Annotated in this window: 6 protein-coding genes; 1 reads left to right on the top strand and 5 read right to left on the bottom strand. The window is 70.2% G+C overall.

Features of this window, described 5'->3' with window-relative positions; translation table 11 throughout:
- Positions 1-14 precede the first annotated feature (14 nt).
- The 4 genes from AOK09_RS18055 to AOK09_RS18040 all read right to left on the bottom strand — a co-directional run bounded on the left by AOK09_RS18055 (position 15) and on the right by AOK09_RS18040 (position 24,941).
- Positions 15-19,730 (bottom strand): toxin glutamine deamidase domain-containing protein, encoded by a 19,716-nt coding sequence (locus AOK09_RS18055; protein ID WP_055588239.1) that lies wholly within the window; start codon positions 19,728-19,730, stop codon positions 15-17.
- Positions 19,731-19,824: 94 nt separating this feature from the next.
- The gene (eccCa, locus tag AOK09_RS18050; RefSeq protein WP_055588238.1) at positions 19,825-23,886 is read right to left on the bottom strand and encodes a type VII secretion protein EccCa; all 4,062 of its coding nucleotides are present in this window, start codon (positions 23,884-23,886) and stop codon (positions 19,825-19,827) included.
- Positions 23,887-24,366 carry a WXG100 family type VII secretion target gene (locus AOK09_RS18045; protein ID WP_055588237.1) on the bottom strand — a complete coding sequence of 160 codons (480 nt, stop codon included), beginning with the start codon at positions 24,364-24,366 and terminating at the stop codon, positions 23,887-23,889.
- A 2-nt stretch (positions 24,367-24,368) separates the two neighbouring features.
- The gene (locus AOK09_RS18040) at positions 24,369-24,941 is read right to left on the bottom strand and encodes a WXG100 family type VII secretion target (RefSeq protein ID WP_157875937.1); all 573 of its coding nucleotides are present in this window, start codon (positions 24,939-24,941) and stop codon (positions 24,369-24,371) included.
- 170 nt (positions 24,942-25,111) lie between these two features.
- Between AOK09_RS18040 and AOK09_RS18035 the strand changes: the two genes are divergently transcribed.
- Complete coding sequence (locus AOK09_RS18035; protein WP_055588235.1) at positions 25,112-25,756, top strand: hypothetical protein; 645 nt, start codon at positions 25,112-25,114, stop codon at positions 25,754-25,756.
- A 44-nt stretch (positions 25,757-25,800) separates the two neighbouring features.
- Here the strand turns inward: AOK09_RS18035 and AOK09_RS18030 are convergent.
- On the bottom strand, positions 25,801-26,674 hold an 874-nt coding region (locus tag AOK09_RS18030; protein ID WP_157875936.1), incomplete at its 5' end, for an AAA family ATPase.

Below are 26,674 nucleotides of genomic sequence, written 5' to 3'. Positions count from 1 at the left end.
GAGCTGATCGCTGGTCACTGCGGGCAGATTTCCACAGGGTTCACTGCTTCGCTTCCGATGAGGGCCTTGACGCGGTGGCGGAGTCGGTTGGCGATGAGCTGGGAGATCGAGATCCAGATGGCCAGCGCTCCGCTCTCGGGGCCGGGCAGTGTCAGCAGGACATCGGTATTGGTCATGCTCCGGCCCGAATCCTGCGCGACCGTCCAGAGGATCGCGTCGGCGGCCCGCTGGGCGGCGAGACCGAGGGCGGTCTCCCTGGAGGTGGTGTCCATACCCTGGATCTCCTCGGCCTGCGCCGCGCTCAGGCCCGTGATCTCCTCAGCCGTGAACCGTGCCGGGTGCTTGATCGCCTCCACCGACAGCCGCATCCCCGGCGCGGGGACCGGCACCTCCATAGTCTCCTCAGCAGGAGGCGCGCCCCCTACGAGCGTGCGGCCGCCGCTGGTCGACGAGTTCGGCTGAGCTGCGAGATGCTCCGCCTGCCCGCCTGCCGCGTCCTCGACGACCACCTCCGGCGTCGGACCCTGACTCGGCGCACCCTTCTCCAGCACCTCGACCGGAGTCAGGACCGGCCCTTCGTCGACCAGCACCGGCACTTCCCGCCGGGCCTCTTCCGGGCCGTTCCTCGTGGTCGTGGCGGCCGGCGCCGTGTCCGTCACGACGCCCTCCTCGCGGGTGATCGCCTCTGCACGGGTGTGAACCGGCCGGTCCGACCCGCGCTGGGCCACACCGGCCACGGTCCGGTCACCCGGCAGGTTCTGCCGGTTCCGGGCGCTCTCGGCGACCCTTCTGTGCAGGCCGCGGGGTGCGTCCAGGAACGCCTGCATCGCCGCACTCTGCCCGGTGCCCGTCGAGCGGGTGGAAGGACGGGCGGCGTCCGACGCCCTGTCGCCGGTCCGGGCCACACGCTGCTCGTACCGCGCGACTTCGCGGGCGAGCAACGGGCTTTCCAGCAGCGCCTCGACCACCTGTCGCGCAAGCAGGACGGTGTCCGCGAAGGTGGCGGGAGCGCCGTCGGCGCCGGCCTGTCGGGCCGCCTCCTCGCGGATCTGCTCGTCCGAGAGCACCGACCCGGTCTCCCCGAGCATCTGCTCCAGTCGGCTTCTGACAAGGATGATCAGAGAATCATCGTGAGAGGCATCGTCCGTCTCCCAGTCCTCGTCCTCCCTCAGCGAACCCTCCTCGGAGACCTCGTCCGTCTCCCGTTCCCTGCCCTCCCACCGCCAGTCGTCCTCGGAGGCAGCGTCCGTCGCCCGCTGCTTGCCCTTCCACCGGGAACCCTTCTGCACCTCGGTGTCGAGGTGCTCGGGTACGGGGGTCTCCTCGACCGGCGCCGCCTCACGGCGGGAGGCCGGCTCGGGTTCCTCCGGGATCGTGGTCAGCTTGTCGGCCGGCGGGGTTTCGACCTCGCTCGTGAGGTCCTTCGGCGGCTCTGTGGCGGGCACGAGGATGCGGGCCAGCGGGGTCGCCAGATCCTCCGCGAGGGCCCCGCTCGACTTGAGCGGAAGCATCGCGTAGAGGCCGCCCGGAACGTCGACGCTGAGCGCGTAGGCGGCGTTCTCGACGGGCCTGGCGATCATGCGCACGTCGATGCGGTAGTAGCGGAACTCCCTGGTTGCCTCACGGTTGTTCTCGTACGTCTCCGAGGCGCCGCCCTCGAACCGTGAGCTGTCCCGCTCGGACCGGTCCCCCACGGCGTGGGCCAGCACCGCGCTGTGGTCCGAGCCCCCGCCCCCGTCGAGGCCACCGCCCTGGAGGCGCCCGCTGCTCCACTCGACACCGCGCTCGATGTCATGGTTGTCCTGTGTGTAGCCGCGGCCCTTCATCCTCGGGGTGGGCTCGAACTCCTCCGCTCGTACGAGTTCGAGTCCCACCCGGACCTTCGTCCCGCCCGCGTCGACGATGTAGGCGTCCTTGAGCAGGTCCTTGATGTTCGCACGCACCATGTCCTGACTGGTCTGCGCCTGGTGGGCCAGTCCGGACAGGCTGGTGAAGTCGGGACGTGGCAGGCCCTGGATTCGGGACGACACGAGATCCGCGGCGGAACCGGACTGCCGTGCGGCGGTCTTCACCCATTGCTGGAGAGCGCCCGCGGCGGGGACGTCCCAGGGGTGGAGGTGCTCCACCAGCGCAGCGTCCAGCGCGGGGGGAAGGTCAGCGCTCGGGAGGCGGAGCCAGCGAGCGTTCTCGCCCCAGGTCCGCTCGAACGGTGCGGGCATCGGACCCACGGCAGGAGCGGGCACGGTGAGATGCTGCGGAATCAGGAACCGCACCTCGCCCGGTACGGTGCGTCCCGCCCCCATGCCGTTGTCGTACCACGTCCACGGCGTCGGTTCCTGGGTCACGGTCCCCGCCCTGGGAGCGTCCGCCAGGGCGTTGCCGATGACGTTGTAGAGGACGTAGCCGTAGTGGACGAAGGGTCGGAGGAACTCCGGCATCTTCAGGGTCATGCCGAGCTGGACACGGAAGTGCATCCTGTGCTCGAACTCCACCGAACCGTCCTTGGTGTTGGCCCGGTAGATCTGCGTGCTCTTCTTGACGGAGGTGTTCGTCTGTCCCCGCTGCCAGTCGGATCCGCGGCTGTACTCGATTCCGCCGTGTCCCTGCTGGTTCGTGACCGCCTGGTGGTCTCCCGCACGCCCTGACACGGTGACGCCGACCGATGCCGAGACGCCCTGCTTGCCGACGTCCTTGACCTCGGTGACACCTTCGCTGCGCAGCGTGAGGGTGATCTCGGCACGGTCGCGCTGCGCGTGCGCGGGGTCCAGACCCTCTGCGAATACGTTGATCCACACATAGCGGACGGCGCCCCCGCGTTCCGTGATCGGGAACCAGCCTCCAAAACCGGAACCGAGCAGGGCGCTGTGACCGCTCTTCAGTGCCTCCGACCGGAAGACCGCCGCCACGGTCTCGCGGAGCCGCACCTGCTCGATGCTCTCCTTGTCCTTCTCCAGCGGGAGGATGTTCCGCTCCCTCAGCCGCTGAACGATCTCGGGCACGACACCGTCGGCCTTCAGCACTTCCGGCCAGACGGAAGTCGTCCACAGCCGGTCGCCCAGATAGGTCAACCGCTTCGAAGGGTCCTCAACGGGCTTGGCACCCTCGGCGCTGAGGTCCTGGGCCGGGTCCGTCGCCTTCCCGGGCAGTCCGAGGTCCTCGATCCGGCGGTTCGGGACGAGAAGGTCCATCGCCCCGCTCACCCTGACGAAGCGCCTCGAGGTCTCCGTCCGCCCGCCTCGGCGACGGGTGATGGTGGCCAGGAACCCCGGATCCGACCGGTAGCCGGCCACCGCCTCCGAGTCGTACGTACCGCGTGAGATCTCTATCGCGCCGTCGGTCTTCTCGTGGGTGGAGCCCCACTCAGCGCCCACGTCCCCATGGGCGAGCGCCACCAGGCGACCACCGGGCGCACGCGACTGCGAGTGCGAGGGCTGCGCGACGCGAACCTCCGCGTGGTCCGCCAGGACGATGCCGCTGCCGCCTTGGTCAGAGCCCAGGCGGACCATGGCGGAGGTGGATCCCTGGAGGCTCACCGACTTGCTCTGGGCCTTCGCGGTCCCGTACTTGGACTGGTGCTTGAGATAGTGCTCGATCTCCGTCTTGGCCTTGGTCAGCTGGAGGGGACGTGGCGCATAGGCCCGCATCTGCAGGTTGAGGGTCGTCTCCCAGCCGTCGTGGTCGGGCAGCCGCACCTCACGGCCGAGTCCGTCGGTGAGCAGGCCGAAGAACTGCTCCAGTCTCGCCGGCCGGGTCGCGTCGACGATCTCACTCGGCCACTGAGTCCAGTCGTCCGTCCAGCGCAGACCATGCAGATCGAAGTAGGTACGGGCGACCATGCCCGTCAGCGCGGGCATGTTGACGAACGCCGGGTACAGGCCCGTCGACCCGGTGCTGAAGTCGATCTGCGTTTCCTGCCGGTCGGGCCATTTGCGCGCGAACGTGGTCTTCCCCGTATCCGCCAGTTCCTCCCTGGTGACGCGCTGGGCCGGGGTGAAGGCGCGCGGTGTGACGATCTCGGCCACCAGGTCGCCGGGCCTGTCCAGCCATACCCGTTCGTCGAACCGGCCGTCCTCGGTGCGCACGGTGATCTCGTAGACGATGTCCCGGGTGGTCACGAGAGGGGGGTGCTCAAGGCCGAGGTTCTCCTTTCGGCGGTACCCGGTCACCGCGTCGGACAGGCTCTGTTCCTTGCCGCCCGAGAACTTGGCCTGCAACCGGACGGCGCCGAACTGCAGCCGCAGCCACTTGGCCGCACTCACGCGCGCGGCGGCCCCGCCGGCAACGGTGACGGCCCGTCGGCTGTCGGAGCTGCTGCTCAGCGCGCTGGTCATGGCCGCACGGGTGTTGACCGTGAGGTTCTCCGACGTGAAGGAGTCGCGAGGGGTGGAGAGGGTGCCCTTGAGGAACACCGTGACGGTCTTCTTGCCGACACTGATGTCGAAGCTCATGCCGGCGAGCACATTGTCGAGGTCGCCCTCGAGTACCGCCCGTCCGACCCGGACCCCCAGCTGCCGCTCGACCGCCGCCCAGTCGACCTTCGCCCGCTTGCCGGCCAGGCCCTTCAACGTGGCCAGGAGGTAGTCCTCGATCAGCTGCGCCCCGGGCAGGCCGATGGCGGTGCCGAAGCCCAGACCGCCGAGGGCGAGGTGCAGCGGTTCGTCCTGGGCAGGCCTGGGCCGCGGGATGTCCAGCCGCGCCGGCCGTACCACGCTGACGTCCGGCCTGACGCCGGAGATCTGGAGGAGCGCCCTGACATTCGGTTGGGCGGCCACCTGGGTGGCCAGATCATGCAGGCTCCCCTGCTGCACGACGGGGGAGGCGACTCGGCCCAGTCCCCGGCGCTCGAACTCGGCAGCGCCGCGCCAGGGCACACCCAGCTCGGCGGGGATCTCGACGCTCGTCGAGCGAAGCCCGCGATGGGTCGGGGACGTCCACGTGATGGTGTACTCGAGCGTGGCCAGGTAGCGGGCCATCGGCCCCGAGGCCACGAGAACGGTGTGGTTGAGCCCGGTGTCGGTGAGGCCGTAGTTCCAACGCCGGTGGCTGTTGCCGCTGACGCTGACGTACGGCGCCACACCCTTCACGATGTGGTTGTCGATCAAGGGGTCGACAAGGCCGGTCACATTGGCGGCGAACGTCATCGCCGCCGAGCTCGTACCTCCCCTGCCGTATCCCCGGGCCGCACCGGCACCGAGGTCCGCGCGTGTGCTGACGGCGTCCCGGACATCGACGAGCTGTGCGGCCTTGAGGGTAATCCGGGACCGGCCGTGCACGATAACGCCGTTCCACTTCGGGACGCTTCCGATGCGGATGGAGTTGGTGACGTCTCCGCCGCCCAGCTGCCACGCCTGCCGGTTACGGATGGTCCTTTCGTTGACCAGCTGTTCTTGGACCTGGTGCGAGATCGCGATCACCTCGGCGGCGTCGAGCCCGGCACTGCGCAGATCGCGGTGCAGAGCGGCGACGACCGGTGTCACGTCGATCGCGTTGAGCACCTCTTCCGACATCCGGGGCCTGGCGAAGGCCGCACCCTGGTTCGCCGAAGTCGTCCCGGTCCGGCCGGCGTCCAGGATCGAATCCTGCGCGGGTTCCAGGTTCCGCTTCCCCTGGTCGACGAAGACCGAGGGGAATTCGATCGCCAGACCGACAGGTGCGGGCTTGCTGCCCGTTTCCTGCTCAATACCGTCCACGAAGACAAGGACCCGCGTCTCGGAACTGAAGAGCGTGCTGCTGGTGACGAAGAGCTTTCGGCCGCTGATGACCGTCTGCCGGGAGGCGGAGTCGCGTTCCACCCCCGCCTCGAGGACGATACGTGGAGCGCCGAGCACAAACGCGGAGGCGGCGGCCGACGAGAGCATCAGGGCTGAGAACAGAGCCGTTTCAGCGGCGCGCGACGACATGTGCGAGTGCTTCTGAGCTCCGCTCGTCGAACTCCACTTGACGCCGTACTTCCTCACAGCGTCGGCCGCCTTCTCGGGCTTCACCGACTGCTGCACCGGCTGCACGTTGTGGACAGCGTCGGCCGCCTCCTCGGGCTTCACCGGCTGCACGTTGTGGACAGCGTCGGCCGCCTCCTCGGGCTTCACCGACTGCACGTTGTGGACAACCGGACGCAGCCAGACCACCTGGCCTGCCGCCTCGATCGTCTTGCCGTCAACGAGCAGGTGGTACCAGTCCTCGGGGGTGTTGACCGCGATCATGTCCAGAAGAGCCCTGCGGATCCCGCTGCGGACGGCGCTGCGGACGGTGTCCGGAAGGGCCTTGACGACCTCGTCGGCCCACTCCTCGTTGGCCTTCGTGACCGCACTGACCTTGACATCGGTCACCGAGAACTCGCCGAGCATGCCGCCACTGCCGTGGCCGACATACCACGGGGGTACCACCTCGGGCTTGGGGGGCTCCTGCACGTCGGTTGCTTCGGTGACCTTCGGAGGCTCAGACAACTCAGTCGCCTCAGCAACCTTGGAAGGCACCAGCACCTCAGCAGCTTCGGTGACCTTCGGAGGCTCAGACAACTCAGTCGCCTCAGCAACCTTGGAAGGCACCAGCACCTCAGCAGCTTCGGTGACCTTCGGAGGCTCAGACAACTCAGTCGTCCCAGCAACCCCGGAAGGCACCAGCACCTCAGCAGCTTCGGCGGGGATGAGGACCCCGGTCTCGTCAGCCCCGGCGGGGATGAGGAACCCGGTTTCGTCGTCGCCTTCCAGCAGGTGCTCGAGCCGTTCGGTCCTACGGGGAAACTCCGCCTCGAGCCTGCGCAGAGCCTCCTGGCGGGGAAGCAGGCCCGGAAGACGCTGGTACTCCCACCGCTTGCGCCGGACCTCGGCCGTCGGGTTGATCAGCCAACCATCGGCGTTCAGGTCGATCGAGGCCACAGAGAGAGTGGGATCAGGCTGCTCCACACGCGTACCGGCGCGGGCGTCCATCCACATCACGCTGCCGTGATGGTTGACGGCGTGCAGCGGCCGCTCGAGTCCGGTGACGAATGAGCTGGATCCGTGGTCCTGGTCTTCGAGCATCCGCTGGAGTTCACTCACCGGCCACCAGCGGAACGCGCGCTTCATGACCTCTCTCGCGGTGGGGCGAGACCAGGTGAAAGCCCTGGCCGAGGCGTCGCCGATCCCGACCGTCGAATGTGTTCCGGAGGTCAGGTCGGCGGGGGCCGGCGCCGTGCTCGGGGTGTGCGTGGCAACCCCCTCGGGCGCGGGCGGCATCGGGAGGGGCCCGAAGGAGGCCTCCCGAGCCGCACGCTGGTCTCGCGCACGCCGACGGTTCTCGCGAGCCGCACTGGCGGCGCTGTCCGTCAGGTTGAAGAAGTCGGCCGCCCTCTCGGCCGCATCCTGCTCCGCCTGCGCCGGATCCTGCGTCGTCCCGGTCTCACGAACAGGCAGTTGCGGAAGCACCCTGGGCCGCCGAACCGTGTCGGTGCCCCTGCTCTGCTCCTGGGTGTGCCCCCCGGACTCCGACTGCGCCACCGGTGTCGACGGAAGCCGCCTGACAGCCCGCTGCGGACCCTGGGCCTGCGCCACCGGTGTCGACGGGAGCCGTCTGGCAGCCCGCTGCGGAGCCTCGGCCTGCGCCGACGCTTCCACCTCATTCCTGGCAGCATGCGACTGCGCGGCAAGCATCGCCCTCGCCTGCTCCAGGTTCCAGCCCGGATCTGCGGGCCGAGCCGGCATCCAGTGCAACGCCTCGTCGTCACGCACCAGGTGAAGCTCCGTCGGTCCGTCACCGATGCGGTGCACCGCCGAGCTCGCAGCCTCCACCACATTCAGAGAGAGGCCGAATACACGCGCCGCGAGTATCGGAGCGACATCGCCACCGGTATTGGCAAAGCTGCCCGACGAGCGGATGTCATGTGCAATCGCGGAAACCACCACGCCATAGCCCCCGTCCGGGCTGTCAGCCAGCTTCTGCGCGATGCGATCCGCCTCGGCAGGGTCAGGCGTCAGCCCATCCGCGTACATGGGGACCAGGTGGTACTGCATCTCATCCCAGTAATCCGGCAGGACATCAGCCAGATGGTTGCGCAGACTCTGCGCTGCCTCCGCCAGCGACTGCGTCTGGTCCCACCCCATCAACGAGGCGAGCGAGTAGTAGAAGCAGTTGCCATCACCTCGGACATCGTGCGCGATCAGACCCGCATGACCCGCCACCGTCCTCATCCGGGCATACTTGCCTCCCACAGGACCCGCCGACTGGACACCGCCGTGTCCGTCGCGCGTCTGCGATGCGGAGGACGTGGAGGCGACCGGCGTGTGAAGGTCCCTTGACGGACCCGGCCGCGACGTGAAGGTGTCGGCCTGCAGCCTCGGTCGGCCCGACTGCGGGGGTGGGTCCAGCCGCATGTCACGCAGATCGTCGAGGATCCGCTCGGAGTCCATGGCTGCGGCGGCAGCGTGGTCCACCTGGCTGGGAGACGGCCGGACTCCGCGGCTCTGAGCCGTGACCTCCTCGAGCAGGGGCCGGCGGTCGATCGGCCGGCCTTCCGGGTCCAACTCGATGGACATGAAGCTTTCGCCCTGATAAAGCGGACTCTCGTTGGTTCGCCCGCGCTGTCCGTCGGCCCACACGACTCGCCCGTCGTAGTTGAGCGCATTGACGGCATGAACAGCGCCCCCCGGCAGCCGGAAGACCACGATGGCGGACGAACCGTGACCGCCGTCGCGCACCCGCGCGGCTACGGCCTCCCAGTCCTGGCCCGTCCGCCAGCCCGCGTTGAGCCACCTGGAGACACGTGTGGGGCCGTCCTGCTCCACCCTCAGCGGCACACCGGGTTCGGCGTGCACGGGGGCAGCCATCGTGGGCTGTCCGTACCACGAGGCGAGCACGCTGGCGGCGGTGTCCAGGCAGTTGTACAGGCGGGCCGGGTCCTGCCGCCAGCCCCTGTTGATGCGCTGCAGCCAGCTCGCGCTGCCCATGTCCGTCAAAAGGGCGTTCCGCACACGAGCCGCATTCAACGAGCGGGCAAGACCCGCCGCCGGGTAGGTGAGGCCACGCGGGTTGGGGAAACGCTCGAACCTGCCGTTCTCGGCACGGGGGAAGACGTCTTCCAGCGCCAGCTGATCCGATTCCGCGGGCCGGCGCAGCCCGCCCGGCCGGCCGTAGATCCGGGTGTCCTGCAACCGCCTGCGCACAGGCTGACGGGTGACATCGGCGGGCGCTCCACCGGCCGACTTCGCGGGCTTGGGAGCAGTGAGCGGAGCGACGGAGCGCAGCCGCGCGAGGTGGTCGGCGACCGCGAATTGCCGGTCGGCGGCGCTGCCCTCGATGAACTGCGCACTCTCGGAGACGGCCAGCACCGCGTAGACCTGCCGCACCGCCTCGGGTGATGCGGGAGCGTGCCGCAGCCTCTCGAGCCGGGTGTTCACCGAGCGGACGAATCCGTCCGCCTCGGCCTCTCCCGCCGGGAGCTGCCGCAGCCACGGCTGGGACACGCCCGACATCGACTCGGACGAGTCCGTGGCCTCACGCTGCGCAGCCGCGGACTCCTCCTGGAGGCTTCGACCTTCCAGATGCTGCACACCAGGCACCTTCACGCCCTCGGGCGGCGGCGGAAACCGACGCGCCCGGCCCTGCGGCGCGTCCGTCTGCTGCATGAAGTCGCGGAAGCCGTCGTACATGGCGTTGTCGGCACGCGTCGCCGTGACCGGGTTGGCCGAGCCCCGGTACAACGCCGAGGGGTCCTTCCCGAAGAGCCGCTCCATCAGCGGTACCAGTTCGGGCACATGCCTGCGCACCCAGACGTCCCCGTTGTTGCGCCGCTTGCCGGTGTCCGCGTCGATGCCGGTGTTGGCCCCCAGCCACACGTTGGTCAGCTGGGCGAAGTACTCGTACTCGTTCTGAGCGGAGTAGCTCTTGGTGACGACGCCCTTCTCGACCTTGTTGGTGCCGTCGGGCCAGCTGGCCTTCGGGCGGTCGGTCCGCCGGTCGAAGCTGTCCTTGATCGCTGCCCGATCCTTCTCGGTGATCCCCAAACGGTGCAGGACGTGGGCGAACTCATGAACGGCCGACGAGTAGCCGTCGGTGAGGGCCCGGCTCGAACCCACGGTGGTGTCCTCGCCGAGCAGGTTCTCCTCCGACACAGCGGCATGCTCCGTGGCAAGCCCTCGCATGTCGTCGTAGAGGCGGCCCTGCCCTGCGGAATCCTGTGCACGCACACCACTCCACTGCCGGAAGGGCGGCAGATCGGTCGCGGACACGTCCCTGGGCACCACGAACACCTGCGAGCCGTTCTTCAGCAGCCGGGCCGCGACATCCGGGTCCTGCACCATCCGGAAGACCTGCGCCTGGGCCTCCTGACGGGCCAGGGCGGGCTGGTGTGCGCGTGCGTCCACCTGCACCAGCAGCGCGGCCGCGGTCTCGGCGAACTCCCGCGGCGGCAGCGCCGCACGCAGCCCGTCCACCAGCGGGGCATGCTGCGCGAGCCACCGGCGGTGCCCCAGGCTGAGGCCGTTCAGCACGTTCGCGCGGTCCTGCGGCGACATGAGCGGCAGCTCACGGACCAGTTCCTGGGCGTGCGGCGGCTCGGCGACCGCGTACAGCTGCTCCGTACGGTCTGCGTCCGACACCTGCCGCCGCGCCTGCGGACCCAGCGGCCGGGACACCTCCGGCACCACGTCGGCGGACTTCGCGGACCTCGGAACAGCGAGGGGAGCGAGGGTGGTGTCCCCGGCTGACAGATGGAAGGCGACGTCCTGAATCCGACTGTTCCTGCTCTCACCGGTGAACGTCGCACCTCGGGAAGCGACCAGATCCCGGTAGGCCTCCTGCGCCCCCTCCAACGTCACCCGCCGCTCCTTCGGCAGCCGGCGGTTCACCTTCGCGACGAAGTCGTGGTCCACATCCGTGGTGGCCGACTTCCCACCCATCAGGACATGGGCGACCAGATTGACCCGCTGGTCCAGCGGCCGCGCACGCGCGGGCGACTTCAGCTCGTCGTAGGCCTCCTGCACCCGCACCTCGAGGAAGCCGTCCTCCCGGACAGCCGTGGGCAGCTGCCCGGCGACATCCCCCAGACCCAGCTGCTCTCCGAGCGGCAGCCGCTGCCACGCACTACCTGTGGCCAGCGCCTCCGCCTCCCGCTGCAGATCCGTGATCCAGTCGTCCATCCGGGGCTGGACCAGCGCCATCAGCAACGTGTCGATCGGGCCGACGAAGTTCTTCGCCTCCTTCTGCTCCTTGCCCGACCATTTCACCGTCTCCGCCTGGAATCGCGCCTTCTCGAAGACGAACAGCTCCTGACGCCGTGTCTTGATCTCCGCAGCCAGAGCCCTCAGGCGGGCGAGGTCGTCCACCTTGCCCAGAGCCTCGATCTCGCTCCGGATGGCCTCACGCAGAGTCTCCGTCAGCGCGTTCAGATAGTCCTTCATCTTGTTCGAGGACTTCAGCCCCAGAACGCGCGTGATCTCCAGGTTCACCGTGGAGTAGTTGCCGTCCAGTTCCTCGCGCGCCTTCAGCGCGTATGTGGAGGCCAGCGTCTTCGGGCTCGGCGGAGCCGCCTCGCTCCGCAGCAGGTTGATCCAGTTCTTCGCCGGTTTGTCGATGAACTGGTTCACCATGTCGACAGCCAGCTGACGGCGCTCCAGGACCGCTCTCCGGACATCGGCCGACCTCGCCGCCTCAGGCGCGGCGGCCGCACTCGCCTGCGCGATCAGGTCCTCCAGGCCCCCGCGCAGTGCGCGCCGCTCCTTCTCGAACTTGTCCGGGATTTCACGCAGCTGTCCCTTGTCGGCGACATTGCGGAGCTGACGGATCTCGCCCTTGAGGTGCCTCTCGATCCTGTTCCACACCTGCCGGAGCACCGCCGTGTCCGCGGCCTGGCCCTTGGTGGCCGCGATGTTCCGCATCGCCTGGGGCAGTTCCCAGTCGCGCAGTTCACTGCGCGGCAGCGACTGGTACGCACGCGCGATCTGCTTGGCCTCACGCCCCGGCTGCATCACCGCGGCACGGCTGCGGACCCTCACGAAGGTCACCGAGGTGTCCGTCGAGGTCGTCTCGTTCTCCTGGCCGATGAACTCCCATCCGCCGGGCCCGTACCACATGAGGTTGGCGACCTCGAACATCTCGCCCTTGGGGTTGGCGTACTCACCCACGCCGAACCAGTCCAGCGGTCGCTGCTCACGCCTGAACTGCACCGGGCCCGGCATGTTCGAATCCGGCGACTGGTAGTGCCACACCTTGATCTTGTCGGGATCCTGATGCCGCGTCAGGGTGTACGCACACCCGTTCATCGTCGGCGTCACCACCAGGCGAGGATCGGACTCGCCGGGCCGGCGCAGCATCGCGGTGTGCCCGACCTGCTGCGCGTAGTCCCGCGTCGTGCCCGTCAGGTACGGGACGTACACGGCGTTCACGTACTCGCCGTCGGCACGCACCGCCGGAAGCGACAGACCCTCCGGGAGGTTCAGCTCCGTGGCGCCGTACTGCTGCACATACCACTCGACCGCGGGCGCCAGCACATACCGCGGCTTCCCGTTGGTGTCCTCGCCCTGGCGCACCACCACGAACCGGTGCTCCGGCAGATCCTTCGCGTCCAGCGCCTCCAGGAACTGGCTGCGGTCGTACGCCGTCACACCGGGGGAATGGATCTCCAGCGCCGCGCTCATGTTCATCGACAGGACGTTCGCGTTCAGGAACGCCTTGGGGTCGGCAGACAGCAGCACCTCAGGCGTCCCGTGGACCGTCGCGGGAACCGTCGTCGCGGGAACCGTCGTCGCGGGAACCGTCGTCGCGTGCGCCTGGTCGACGGACCGCGTAGCCGTCGCGGGGCTGCCGCCGAGCAGGCCCGGCCTGCTCCACTCACCCGCGAGCCTCCCGGCGAGCCGCTCCGCCGCGGTCCTACCGCTCCCGCGCAGCTCGCCTGCGATGCGGCCCAGATCGTTCAGCCGCTGCTGACGCTGCGCGGCAGCCTTGGCGTCATTGCCGACCACGGTTCGGCGGAGCCCGTAGCGCTGCTCGATGTCGAGGGCCTGCTCGACCTCGGCAGAGGTGAAGCCGCGCAGCGCGGACTCGGTCCGGATGGCTTCCTCGCGGGCCTGCCTGCGTGCCTCCTCGACGACCGCCGCGGTGCGTGCCGCCTCGGTCCGGACAGCCTTCTCGACGGCCTTGGCCTGGGCTGCCTTGTCGACGGTCGTCCTGCGTGCCTCGGCGACGGCCGCTGCGGTGCGTGCTTCCTGGGTCCGGTAGGCCTCGTGGACGGGCTCGGTCAGCGCTTCGAGGTCGGTCTCCTTGTGCTTGGCCTTCGACTCCGTGCGGTTGGCGATCAGGTCCTCGATGTTGAAGCCGGCGAAGTCTGTCTCGTACTCCTCGTGGGGGACGGGTCGTGTCCGGACGACCTGATCCGCCACCGCCTTGATCTGCGCACCCGGCTCCAGCGAGGTGAACTCGGAGCCGTAGTGCCGCAGCAGGTGGCTGTGGGCATCCGCCGCCTGCCGGAAGGTGGCCTCGGTACCGGTGAGCGCGCTCAGCAACTCGTTGACCTTGGGGGCCATCTGCAGCAGCTGCACCAGGCGGTCGGCCAGGGCGTCGGCCCGTGCGTCGAACGTCAGGCGCCAGAAGGAGGTCCCCTCCTCCTCTCGCAGTCTGCGGTGGACGTGGGTCACATGGCCCTGCGTCAGTCGGCCGCCGGTGTTCATGCGGGACCGGACGTCGCGGAGGACGTCCCGGTCGGTCACCGTCATGACGGCGACGATCCCGGCCTGGTCGGCGACCGGGAGTTCAAGGAACCCTGCGCCGAACTCGTCCACCAGTTCCCGGTGCGCTCGCTGGATCTCGGAGTCCTCGAGTCCGCTGCCCCAGTACTTCTTCACCAGCAGCTGGTTGGTGGCCTTCGCCAGCTGCTGCATGGGCTCCACCAGGTGGAGACCGACCCGTACGGCCAACTGCCTCCGGGGCAGGTCGGTGATCTCCGCGTGCTGCTCCGCCAGCTCCGCGACGGCCTGCTCGACCTGCTCACGGGTGAATCGGAACGCGGTGTGCCGCTGCAGCAGGGCGTCGACGGCGTGCGCCAAGGTGGGGGCGTCCGCGACGGGGTCCCGGTGGAGTTCCGCGAACAGCTGGTCGGTGTCCTTGCCGACGAGGTGGTCCGCGACCGCCCGCGCCCAGCCGGCGGGGTTCAGGTGATCGGGCGCGAACCGTCCGTGCGCCTCGACGAGATCGACGTGGGCGTCCTCCACCTGGGTGGCCGTGAAGTCGTCACGCACCGCCTCGGGCAGCTGGCCCTTGACCTGCTCGACCAGGGCGGCCCGCCGTCCGGCCTGCGCGTAGTCGCCCAGCCCGAGCTCCCGGCGGAACAGCTGGTCGGTGTCCCGGCCGACGAGGTGGTCGGCGACCGCCTCCGTCCAGCGCTCCGACCCCAGCCGGTCGGGCGCGGTCTGCCCGTGCGTCTCCACCAGGGACACGTGGGCGTCCTCCACCTGGGTGGCCGTGAAGTCGCCGCGCACGGCCTCGGGCAGCCGGTCCTTGACCTGCTCGACCAGGGCGGCCCGCCGTCCGGCGTGCGCATAGCCGCCCAGGCCGCGCTCGCGGCGCACCCCGGCGAACACCTGGTCGGTGTCCTTGCCGACCAGGTGGTCCGCCACAGCGGCGGCGCGGTCGGACAGCGGCATTCCGTCGAGAAGCGGCTGCCCGTGCCTCTCCACCAACTCGGTGTAGGCGTTGTCCATCTGCTCGCGCGAGAAGTCGTCACGGCTCGCTTCGGGCAGATGGCGTGTGACCCCGGCGGCCACCTCGGCCCTGACGAGATGGCCGGCGACGGCCTCGGGCGAGACCTGCGGCACGTCCTCGAGCGTCGGCTGTCCCTGCCTCTGCGCCAGCGCGCTGTACGCATCCGCGATGGCAGCGTCGGTGATCCGGCGCTGCAACGCTTCGGGGAGGTGCCGTCTGACGTCCCGGGCCTGCGCCGCCTGTGCGGCAGCCGCCGCGGAAGCGGCCTGGTGGTCCTTCAGGACGCGCGACACCAGCTTGTCGGTGCCCTTGCCGGCGAGATGGTCCGCGACGACCTTCACCCCCTCGTCGGGCGACATCAGGTCGACCACGTACTTGCCGTGCCTTTCGAGCACCGCGTGGTAGGCGTCGCCCACCTGATCGAGCGAGAAGTCCTGCCGCATCGTGCCGGGCAGCCGGCTCTGGACCTGCTCGGCGACGAGGTGGGTGGCGACGGCCGATGCCTGGTCGGCGTCGGAGAGCGAGACGAACGCCTCCGGTCCGCCGTCCCCGGCCAGGGTGCGGAAGGCATCGCCCATCTGCCCGGCCGTGACGTGCCCTCGCATCGCTTCGGGCAGCTCATGCCTGACCTGGTTCAGCAGGGAGGTCTGCAGGACCTGCCGGTAGACGTCCATCAGCTGCTCCCGGCCGGACGCCCCTGCCCCGGAATCGTCGGCGGCCCTGGCCGGCGTGCCGTCGGGGTCGGCCAGCGCGTCGTGCACAGTGGCACCCCGCTGAGGAAGGACATCGAACGGCGAGCCGGAGAGGACGTGGTCGAGGTTGGAGCGGAAAGTGCCGTCCCCCGCATGCGCCAGCCAGGCGTCCGTCCGGTGGCCCTCGGGGCCGTACAGCGCGTCGTACCGGGTGACGCGCTCCACCCGGAAGTCGTTGCCCAGCCTGTCGATGGTCTCGGTGCGGAGTTCGGTGTACCCGAAGCCGTAGTCGTGACTCATGACCTCGTTGAACCCGACCGCAGAATCGGTCACGTTCACGTCCTGGAGACGGGCGTCGTGAAGAACCGTGTCGGGCAGGGTCGACCGCAGCCAGTCGCGCTCCGTGGTCCACGGCTCCGCGGGGCCGTCGCCGGTGCGCCGCCGGGGATCCAGGTTCAGGTCGAAGTGGCGGCCGGCGGAGATCCGCGCGTTGTCCAGGTAGTCCGCCAGCACCCGCTGGCGCCCGTCCTCGCCGAGGGACGTCAGAAGATCCTCACGCTGGCTGGACAGGAACCTGTCCGCGAACCCGGACTCCGACTCCACCGCGGCCTGGATGAACTTCTCCCGGTCGATGCGGACCGGGAACTGGTCGACGGCCCTGTCCACGATCGTCACCCAGAGGTCGTCCGAGTGCTCGTTCATCGTCAGGAACCCGTCCGAGGGTTCGGCGCGGCCGTTCGGGAACCACGTGTCGTGCTGGTCGCGCAGGTCGCGCAGGAAGTCCTGCCGCAACCGGGTCGCGGAGTCCGCGGTCAGCGTGTCCGAGATCAGCGTCTCCGCGCCGCCCTCCAGGTGGCGCTCGATGAGGTCCTCGACCCGCCGCCCCACCACGGCCTGGATGTCGTGCTCCCGCTGGGCGATCCGGTCGAACTTCTCCTGCATCCCGCCCCAGAGCCGGTCGAGCTCGCGCTGCGTCCCGGAGCTCGGCCCACCGTCGTTCTTCGCGTCGTGGATGTACTTGCCGTACACCTCGTTGAGCTGGTCGACCCTGTCGATGAAGTCCCGCTCCAGCGGGTTGAAGTCGTGGGCCTTGTCGCGGAAGTGGTCGACGGGGACGTCGGAGTCCGACTTGTACTCGATGAAGGTGAAGTCGTCGGGGTCCGAGCCGTCGCGCCCGCCCTTGAGCTTGCCGACGGGCCCCGAGGGGGTGTCCTCGGGCTGGCCGTAGAGCTTCAGGTCGTCCTTGACGTAGGTCTGAAGCTTGGAATCGTAGACGTACCTGGAGGGTGCCCGGTCGTACTCCGGGAGGAACTCGCCGTACCTGCCCCCGCCGTTCCGGTACGCGTCGGCCTGCTGCCTGAAGTGGGCGGCGAACCGTTCGATGTCATGGGCCCGGAGGATGTGCTTGTAGGCGTTCTTCTCGGCTCCGTCGACGATCCGGTTGTAGGCGCCCTCGGAGATGTGCCCGTTCTGCGCCACCTCGTTCCGGAACTCATGGGTGATGGCCCTGCGCCACCCGTACTGGGCGCCCTTGACCAGGTGGCCGTCGCGCGGCGGCTGGGCGCCCTGGCCCAGCAGCTCCCCCACCCGGTTCTGCTTGACGAACTTGTCGTAGCCGCGCTGCCAGACCGCGTCGAGGTCCACCGACCTCTCCAGCCGCGACTCCGCCTCAACGACGGGGGCGTGCCGCTCGACCTGGTTCTGCTTGAACGTGTCCCACTGCGCGTTCCGCGCGGTCATGTCCTCGGGGCTCACGGGCGCGGGCTCGTGCCGCAGGGTGTCGCCGCTGCCGCTGCCGCTGGCCGCGACGTCGTCGCGGGTGTGGATGCCGGTCGCGCCCGCATCGCCGGTGTCGCGTACGGCCGGGCCGTCGGGGCCGCTGCCGTGCCCGTGTGCCACCGAACCCTCAACGACGTCGGTGCCATGGCCCTGGCTGCCGGCGTCCGCCTGGGAGTGGGCAGGAGCAGTCTCGTCGGGCTTCACGGACGAGCCGGAGCCCACGTCGTGTCGGCTGATCCCGGGCGTCGCGGACGCGTCCGACGCTAGGGAGTGCGTGACCAGGGACAGGCCCTCGACCGCCTCGGGGTGCGTCGGCATCGCGAAGAACGTGTCATTCGGCCTGCGCTTCGCATGGTCGTCCTGGGAGTCCGCGACAGGGCGACGGCTGATGGTCTCAGGCTGCGCCTTGACCGGCTCGACGATCGGGGCGTCCCCCGCGGCGCGCCGTCCGCCACCGACACCGCCTCCGGCGGGGCGCTGGCTCTGGGACACGTCGGAAGGCGTCGTGCGAACGGCATCCGGCACATCCGGAACCCCGCTCCGCCCGAGGTTGCCGGGGCCGGCGTCGGACACCGCGGAACGACCGGCACCCGGGGACGGCTCGACACCGAGAACCGCGTCGGCGCCGCGTCCCACGCTGCTCGGGCCACCGCCCTCGAGGTGCGAGTAGGCGTGCGACCTCGGGCCAGCCACGCTCGAACCGCCTCCGTAGAGGCCGCCCTGGTGCCCGGCACCGGCGCCCGGCGCCGCCGTACGACCGGCAGCCGGGGTCTCGGGACCGCCGCTCCGCAGCACACTGCCGGAGGGTGCGTCAGACGCCGCACGGCCGGCGCTCAAGGGCGGCTCCGCACCGGAAGCCGCGTCATGCGCCACGGGGCGACCCGGGCTCGGTACCGGCTCCCTTGCGGAACCCGCGCCCGCACCAGCGGCACGTCCCGGGCTGTCCAGGCCGCCGCCGGAACGGGTCCCGGCGCCTTCCACCACGTCGGCGCCACGTCCGGCGCCGCTTCGGTCACCGCCGGCGAGATGCCCTGCGTCGGCGGCCGCGGCCAAGGGCTTCCCGACGGCCGACGCCGCCACCGACGCCGGGGGGGTGGTCCCGGAGTCGGGCAGGTCGTGGCGCAGCTTCGGGGGCTCCGGGACCACGGCCGCCCACGTCGAGTCCCCGCTCTCCTTGATCCACGTGTCCCCGTTCCGGTCGGTCCGGTACTTCGTGCCGCCCGGCGAGGTGTACTCGCGCACACCACTGTCGTGCTGCCCCGCAGCCGGGGTCGCGGGAACCGCGTCCGGGGCTCCCGCGTCGGTCGAGACGTTCCTGCCCCCGCCGGTGTTCGCGTCGGGGCCGGACGGTTTCCCGGCGACGTTGCCGGGACCGTCGGCGGCGCTGCGCGGCGGCCCGTCGAGATGCGCGGTCGTTCTGGTCGTCACCGGCGTGGTGTGGTCCCTGACGGAGTTCGGCGGCGTCCCCCCGCCGGCGTTGGTGAGCTGCCGTCCGGGGACGACCGGCGCGTCGGGGTTGAGCGCGGTACCCCCGGGCCGGGTCCCGCCGGGCGCCTGGGTGGGGTCGCCTGCCGTGACCCGCACGTCGCCGGGCGTCGGGGTCCCCGGCCGCGTGCCGCCGGGCGCCTGGGTGGGGGCGCCCTCCGTGACGTGTACCTCACCGGGCCGCGGTATGCCGCCACCCGCGCTGCCCGCGGTGGCCCGCGGTGTACCCGACACCGGGTTGGTGGTGCCGGCGTGCATCGGCGGCAGGGCGTTGTGCTCGATCACCGAGTTCACGGGGAACGGGGAAAGGTGTGTGACATCGGGGATGGCGACGCGGGAGGGCCCGCCGATGTTCGTGTTGGCGAGGTTCGGCGTGTCCGTCTTGGGGGGCGTGAACACGTACTTGTCGATCACACCGCCGATGCCGTCGTCGAGCGACTTGCCGCCCAGCACGTGCGTCTCGACACCGCCCATCCAGGCGTTGGTCCAGACGCTCAGGCCCATGTTGATGGCCTCGCCCTGCCAGTCCATCACGAACGGCACACCTGCGGCCCTGGCGGCCGCCACCTGGGAGGCAACGTCGGTGCCGAGCGTCACGCCCGCGTTGAGCACCGAGTCCATGAGGAAGGCACCGGCCCGCCCGATCAGGTTGGCGGCACGGGCGGCGACGCCGATGATGGCCATGATGGCCTCGACGATGCGGCCGACGGTGGCACCGATCTGGCTCAGCAGGCCGCCGATACCGAACGACGCGATGCCGAGGACGGTACCGAAGATCGTGCCGAGGGCTTCCACCAGGTGCGCACGGTTGATCTGGTCGATCGTCTTCTGCAGCTCGTCCGCGTAGTCGAGGATCGCGTTCCCGAGCTGTTCGGCCACCCAGGCCGCTTGGAAGATCGAGTTGTAGACGTTGAACGGCGCCGACGCACCCGCGCCCTCCGAGTCCCACACGAACTGCACATTGCGGCCGGTCTTGCCGGTCCACGCCGTCGCCATGGACGCGACACTGCCGTGCATCGAGGTGAGGCACTCATAGATCCTGTGGGCGTATTCGACCCACTGGTTGCCGAGGTCGCGGATGGGGCCAACGTCGAACTCTGCTGCCATGGCGGGTAGTCCTCACAGGCGGGCGGCCCCGGTGGGGGCCGCCCGGTCAATGGTTTGCGGTGGTGTCGTATGCGGGGCGGGGCGGGGTGGACGGTCAGTCGTCGGCCGTGTCGTGCACCGTCTGGACGAGCGCGGGGCCGTGGCGGCGGGAGACGAGGATGCCGCGCCCGGGGGGCATGCGCCGCGCCCGCTGGTCCGCCAGGACGGCTCCCTCGCGGGGGTCGCCGGACAGGATCAGGCCCCCCGACCCGAGTTCGCGGATCCGGCCGGCCACCGGGTCCGTGAGGGAGCGGCTCACCCCGCCGCTGCGGCGGGCGACCACCACGTGGAAGCCGATCTCGGCGGCCTGCGCGAGGTAGTCGGCGACCGCGCTCAGCGGTCCGCGTCCGTTCGTCCCGCCCGTTGCCACCAGGTCGTAGTCGTCCACGACCAGGTAGAGCTCCGGGCCCGTCCACCAGCCGCGCTCCCTGAGCTCGCGCGGGGTGATGTCGGGGGGCGGCATCCGCTCCCTGAGCTTCTCCACGACCTGCCCGATGTACAGGGCGGCGGAGTCCGGGTCGCCGGCCATCGCCCCGATGTAGTCGTCGGGCACCGCGCCCAGAAGTCCCCGCCGGTAGTCGACGACGACGAACCGCACGTCCCACGCCGACCGGCGGCGGGTCATGGCCCGCATCCACGAGCGCAGGAACGAGGTCTTCCCCGCCCCGGACTCGCCGTACACCAGGAAGTGCGGCCCGTCGGCCTCCAGATCGAGGACCGCCGGGCGCAGATCGGAGTCCCTCATCCCGATCGGCACGGCGCCCGCCGGCAGCGCCCCGGTACCGCCGGGCAGGGCCTCGCAGGCCTGCTCCAGCTCCTCGGGGAGGACCAGTTCGGACAGGACGCGCAGCTGGGGGGCGGTGGCGCCCTTCCAGCCCGCGGCCAGCTCGTCGACCACGGCCTGCTGGGCCTTGGTCAGGTTGTCGGGGGACGCCGTCCCGTCCAGTCGCGGCAGTGCCGCGTGGAAGACGTGACCAGGCGTCACCAGGCCGCGACCGGGCAGGAAGGCGCGCAGCTGCTTGGCCAGCGGACGGGAGATCTCCGACTCGGCGGGATCGGCGAGGCGCAGTTCCAGGCGGCCGGTGACGGCGTCGCGCAGGTTGGCCCGCAGCTCGGCCCAGCGGTTGGCGGAGAGCACCAGGTGGATGCCGACGCCCAGGCCCCGCACCGCGACCTCCGGCACGACCTCGTCGGCCTCCTCCACGGCCGCGCGAAGGCCCGCCCAGTTGTCGATGACCAGCACGATGTCGGCGGCGTCGACGCCGTCGGGCAGCGCCTTCTCGTCGCGGAGCCGGCGGAAGTCCGCCGCGGAGTCGATCCGCAGCTCCTGGAACAGCTTCTCCCGCTCGTTCACCAGCTGCCGCGCCACGGACAGGGCGCGCCGGGTGCGGGCCTCGTCGTGGCGGGTCGTGATGCCGGACACATGGGGTGCCCGCTCCAGCCCCATGAGGCTGCCGCCGCCGAAGTCGATGCCGAGGAACTGCAGTTCGTCGGGGGTGTGGGTGAGCATCGCGCTCATCATCAGGGTGCGGAGCAGGGTGCTCTTGCCGGACTGCGGCCCGCCGACCACGATCACATGTCCCTGCTGCCCGGACAGGTCCAGCGTCATGGCGCGCTGCTCCTGGCGGCTGGGCAGGTCCACCACGCCGACGGGGAAGGAGAGGTTACCGCCCTGCGGCACCAGCGCGGAGTGGAAACCGCGCTCGTCGTCGGTGGCCAACGGGCCGAGCATGGAGTCGAGTTCGATCGCCGACGGCAGCGGCGGCAGCCACACCTGGTGCACAGGATTGCCGTGCGCCTTCACCTGCGCCACGGCCACCTGCATCTCGGTGCTCTGGCCGGGCCGTGGCCGGGAGAGCGTCACGGACGGCTCGCTCTCGTCGGTCTCCTCGGTGGCGGCGTCCGCCGCGGTGCGCAGGCCGAACGGCACGGGTACGGGGGTGGGCCCGCTGACCGGCCTGCGCTCGTGCTCCTCCTGGTACGCGCCGCTGACGTGGGCGACGCGGAAGCGCTCGTAGACGGTCTCGTCGACGCGGAGGTAGGCGGAGCCGGGGATCGGGGGGAGCCGGTAGGCGTCGGGGGTCCCGATCACCGCACGGCTCTCCTGGGCGCTGAAGGTGCGCAGGCAGATCCGGTACGACAGGTGCGACTCCAGGCCGCGCAGGCGGCCCTCGTCCAGCCGCTGGGTGGCCAGCAGCAGGTGCATGCCGAGGCTTCGGCCGACACGTCCGATCTGGACGAAGAGCTCGGTGAAGTCGGGGCGCTGGGCAAGGAGTTCGCCGAACTCGTCGACGACGACCATCAGGTACGGCATCGGCTGCAGCGGCCTGCCGTCGACGTCGGTGCCGCCGGCGGCCTGAAGGATCTGGTACTCGCGGACCGAGTCGACGTTGCCCGCGTTGCGCAGCATCTGCTGCCGGCGCTGCTGTTCGCCCTGCAGCGCCGTACGGACCCGGTCCACCATCGCCAGGTCGTCGGCGAGGTTGGTGATCAGGCCCGCGACGTGCGGCAGGTCGGTGACGCCGGCGAAGGTGGCGCCGCCCTTGAAGTCGACCAGGACGAAGCTCAGGTGCTCGGGGGCGTGGGTCATGGTCAGGCCCGTGACCAGGGTGCGCAGCAGCTCGCTCTTGCCGGAACCGGTGGCGCCGACCACGAGGCCGTGCGGACCGATGCCGCCGAGGGCGGACTCCTTGAGGTCCAGCACGAGCGGGGCGCCGTCGCCGGTGAAGCCGATGGGCAGCCGCAGCAGCGCCTCGTCGTCGGGCTCCCGCCACAGCTCGGTGGGGTCGAAGTTGCCGAGGTCGGTGACGCCCAGCATCTCGGGCAGGGCGACGGCGCGGGCCAGGACCTGCTCCTGCTCACCGGAGAGCTTCAGCGGCGCCAGCGCTCTGGCTGCCTGCTCGGCGAGCTCCGGCGGGCACACGTCGGCGACCGCGCCCTCGACCGCCTGGACCAGGACGGGGTAGCGGGTCTCCAGGGTGAGGTTCCCCTCGGCGTCGACCCGGGCGCGGGCGTCGACCCTGCTGGGTTCCTCGCTCTCCTTGCTGACGACGCAGACCACATGGAGGCCGCTCTGCGGACCGGCCTCGGCGAGCAGTTCGGCCACGAGCGGCAGGCGTGCCCACTCCGCCCCCGGCCGGAAGCCGTCCAGCACCACCACGAGGTGCCGGGAGGCGCTGCTCTCGCGCCGCAGGCCCAGGGCTCCGGAGCGCTCCGCGCGTTCCTCGCGGGCCCGTTCCACGTGGGCCTGGAGCAGGTCGGCGATGCCGTCCATGCTCTCCGCCACCATGGGGACGAGGTCGGACCGGCCCGGCTGGCGCGCGTGCGGCAGCCACTTGACCCAGGACCAGGAGTGCTCCGCGCCCTCGGTGAGTGCGGCGATCTGGACGTCGTCGGGGGCGTGCAGTACGGCGAGCTGCATCAGCAGGGATCCGGTGAGCTCCGCGGTGAGCTCCTTGGGGCCCAGCAGGGTGAGCACACCGGTGTTGGCCAGGTCGACCCAGGCCGGCTGGAGGCTGACGGACTCGAAGTCGCCGGCCAGCCGCTCGGCCCGGCGGTGGGAGTCAGGGTCGTGCTCCGTGGTGGGGTCGCTGTGCCTGCTCAGGGTGATACGCATGGCCGGCACCCCGCGGCCGAGGCCGAGGCGGAGCTTCATGAAGTCCGCGTCGGCCGGGCGGCGCTCCCAGATCCGGCGCGGACCTGTGGTGGCGATCGCCCACAGCCGCTCGGGGCTGGGGTGGACGAAGGCGCTGACGGCGCGTTGCGTCGCCGCCGACTCGCGGGCCTGGCTGCGGATGTCGGCGAGGTACTCAACGTACCGGTCGCGCTGGCGGTACTGGGTGCGCCGGCTCGCGTTCCTGGTCTGTGACCGGACCATGACCATGACGCCGATGGAGACGACGACGAAGCCGACGCCGAGCAGGGTCATCCACGGTCTGCCGAAGGTGACCATGTACGCGGCCATGCTGACGCTGCTGAGCAGCGGCAGCAGCATGTACAGCCAGGTCTGGGCCTGGTTCTGCTGGGCCTTCTGCGGCGGGGCCGCCAGCGCGACCTGCTGTTCCGGGACCGACGGGGGGAACGTCCTCGCCGGTCGGTGGAAATCCGTCCTGGTCATTTAGGCGTTCGAACCGTTCGGGTAGTCGGTGGTGATGGGATAGTCAGGGCCGGTGTGGTCCTTCGGGTAACCGTCGTCACCGCTGCCGGACAGTCCGTCGTCGCCGCCACCGACTCCGACGCCACCACCTGCCATGCCGAGCTGGAAGTCGTTGAAGGCCTGCCACAGCTGGTGTTCCACATGGCTGAATCCGACAGCCGTTCCCATGACTCCCCCGGCGAGGGCGGGCAGCGCGCCGGTGGCACCGTCCTTCTCCCCGAACATGTCCGTCATCACCTTGGTCCAGCGGTTGGCGAAATCCTGCGCCTCGTCGGCGCTCGGGGACACCCATCCCAGCTTCAGCCCGGCGGCGGTGTTGTTGATCCGGAGGATCGCGTCACCCATTTCCTGGGCGAGCTGCACCAGAGATTTCCCCTCCGCTCCGAGCGGCTCCGGGTCGATCTTTATCGTACTGACGTCGTAGTCGGCGCTTCCGGGCATGCTCAGCCTCCCAGGTTCTTACTGTTGGAACGCTCTGCGTTCACATAGTTGTCGTAGGCCGTCTGCATGCGCCCGGCCATCTCGTTCAGCAGCTCCTCCAGCGCACGGGAGGAATTTGTGAACCAGGTGGCCATCGTCTCGAAGCTCGACGCCGAAGGGCTCTGCCAGTAGGAGTGTGCGGCCTCGAAACGGCCCTGGATCTGGCCGATCAGACCCGATACGTGGCCGCTTTCCGATCTCACGACCTGGATCGCGGCATGCAGATCGCCCAATGCGACCTCGAACTCACCCAGTGACATTTGCCCTGAGCTTCCCCCGGAACCGCCCCCCTTCGCGCCTCCGGTGCCGCCGGACCCGCCAGATCCGCCGGACCCGCCCGTGGTGGAGCGCACCCCCAGGTGGGTCGCCGCACCGCCGTTCCCCGACTGGCCAGGGGCCTCGGCAATGAGCGCCCCCATGAGCGTCGCATCGCCGTTTCCCGCCTGAGGGTCCGCGGAATATCGGGCGGACATGGTATTCGCCAGTTGCTCCACTGCGGCTTTGAGATCATCCGCCGACGTGTCCGGCATGGTCATGCTCCTTTCACGCGGCCCGCGCTGCGCGCCACGCATTCTTGCCGGTTTATCGAGGTCCAGTGCGGGGCTTTCGCAACCGAACCCCGGTGTGCCAAACTGACGTCATTCGGCGACTGCCGACCTGAGTTTCGGACCGGCCTCACTGGCGGGCTCTCGCACGGGAGAAGAGAATGCCCAGCACCAATACCAGCCCCCTCCACATCGATGACGGCGACGCGGACGGCGACGGCGTCGTCGACGATCCGGACGCCGGTAAAGACCTCACCTATATGGTCCCCACCGTCGGTGTGGGCTGGGACACCCCGCCCAGCTTCAACACCGACCCGGGCGGCAGCTCCGGCGGCGATGCGCTGACCGACATGATGCCCAACAGCGAGCCGATCAACTTCGACGGCGGCACTGTACGGGCGGCCGAGAGCAACCTGCTGGCCCAGGCGCGCAACGGCGTCTCGAACTACGAGGGGCTGCGCGCGAAGGTCGACAGCGTGGTGCACGGCACCTTCTGGGGCCCGCCCCAGCCGGACCAGCCGATCGCCTCCTATGTGAACGGCGGTCAGGCGGCGAACCCCACAGGAGGAGGGTCGGGCCAGTCCATCGACGACCAGAACGCAGCCGACCAGCGCACCCTCGCCGACATCGGCGAGGAGTTCGCCCGGAACATCAACCCGCTGATGCAGAAGGCCCTGGCCATGCAGAGCGCCGCCTTCCAGCAGCTCGGCAGTTACATCGCCCTGATCAACGCCTCGGGCCAGGCCTACGCCCACACCGACCGGGCCGCCCGCTTCCCCGACCCGCCCGGCCCCGTCACCAGCTGAGTGCCGCACGGCAGCCCGCCCGGCGCGCCTCCGGTGAGTGGTCATCAGACCACCGCCGGAGGCACGTCGGCCGGCAGCAGCACCGTCAGGTCGTCGTCACCCGGATCGGCCAGGTCGGACACCCGCATGGCGTGCCGCTCGGTCATCTGCTGGAAGGCCTGGCGGGCGGTGCGCCCGTTGCCGAAGCGCTCGGTGCGCACGATCGAGTCGAAGTGCGCCAGCAGCGCCGCGGCCGTCTGCTCGGGAACCCGGTACTCGTGCTGGGACGCCTGGTACTCCACGATCCGCACCAGATCCGACGACGCGTAGTCGTCGAAGCTGAGGGTCCGGGTGAACCGTGAGGCCAGACCCGGGTTGGAGTCGATCAGGCGCTCCATGTCCTCGGGGTAGCCGGCCGCGATCACCACCACGTCGTCGCGGTGGTCCTCCATCAGCTTCACCAGGGTGGAGATGGCCTCGTGCCCGAAGTCGTTGCTCTGGCCCACCGGTACCAGGGCGTACGCCTCGTCGATGAACAGCACGCCGCCCAGTGCCTGGCGGAAGACCGCGGTGGTCCTGGGCGCGGTGTGACCCACGTACTCGCCCACCAGGGCGCTGCGGTCGGCCTCCACCAGATGTCCGCTGGCCAGCAGCCCCAGGGCGGCGAGGAGCCGGCCGTACAGCCTGGCCACCGTGGTCTTTCCGGTGCCGGGGTTGCCCGCGAAGATGAGGTGACGGCTGAGCGGCGGCGGCTGCAGGCCTGCCTCCTGACGCCGCTTGACCATCTGCATCAGCTTGGCCATGGAGGCCACTTCCCGCTTGACGCTCTCCAGGCCGACCAGACGGTCGAGTTCGCCGAGCAGTTCGGGCAGCCGGTCCTCTCCGGCGCCCTCCTGGAGGCTGACCCCGGCCTTCTTCGCCGCGGCGGCGCGCGCGCCG

This window comes from Peterkaempfera griseoplana (assembly GCF_001418575.1).
GTDB classification, from domain to species: domain Bacteria; phylum Actinomycetota; class Actinomycetes; order Streptomycetales; family Streptomycetaceae; genus Peterkaempfera; species Peterkaempfera griseoplana.
Note: the sequence above shows the minus strand (reverse complement) of the source record. Positions and strands in the feature narration are given on the sequence as shown.

Excerpts from the sequence above, each read along its gene's own strand:
- AOK09_RS18055 (WP_055588239.1), bottom strand. The coding sequence starts at position 19,730 with ATGGCAGCAGAGTTCGACGTTGGCCCCATCCGCGACCTCGGCAACCAG.
- eccCa (WP_055588238.1), bottom strand. The coding sequence starts at position 23,886 with ATGACCAGGACGGATTTCCACCGACCGGCGAGGACGTTCCCCCCGTCG.
- AOK09_RS18045 (WP_055588237.1), bottom strand. The coding sequence starts at position 24,366 with ATGCCCGGAAGCGCCGACTACGACGTCAGTACGATAAAGATCGACCCG.
- AOK09_RS18040 (WP_157875937.1), bottom strand. The coding sequence starts at position 24,941 with ATGACCATGCCGGACACGTCGGCGGATGATCTCAAAGCCGCAGTGGAG.
- AOK09_RS18035 (WP_055588235.1), top strand. The coding sequence starts at position 25,112 with ATGCCCAGCACCAATACCAGCCCCCTCCACATCGATGACGGCGACGCG.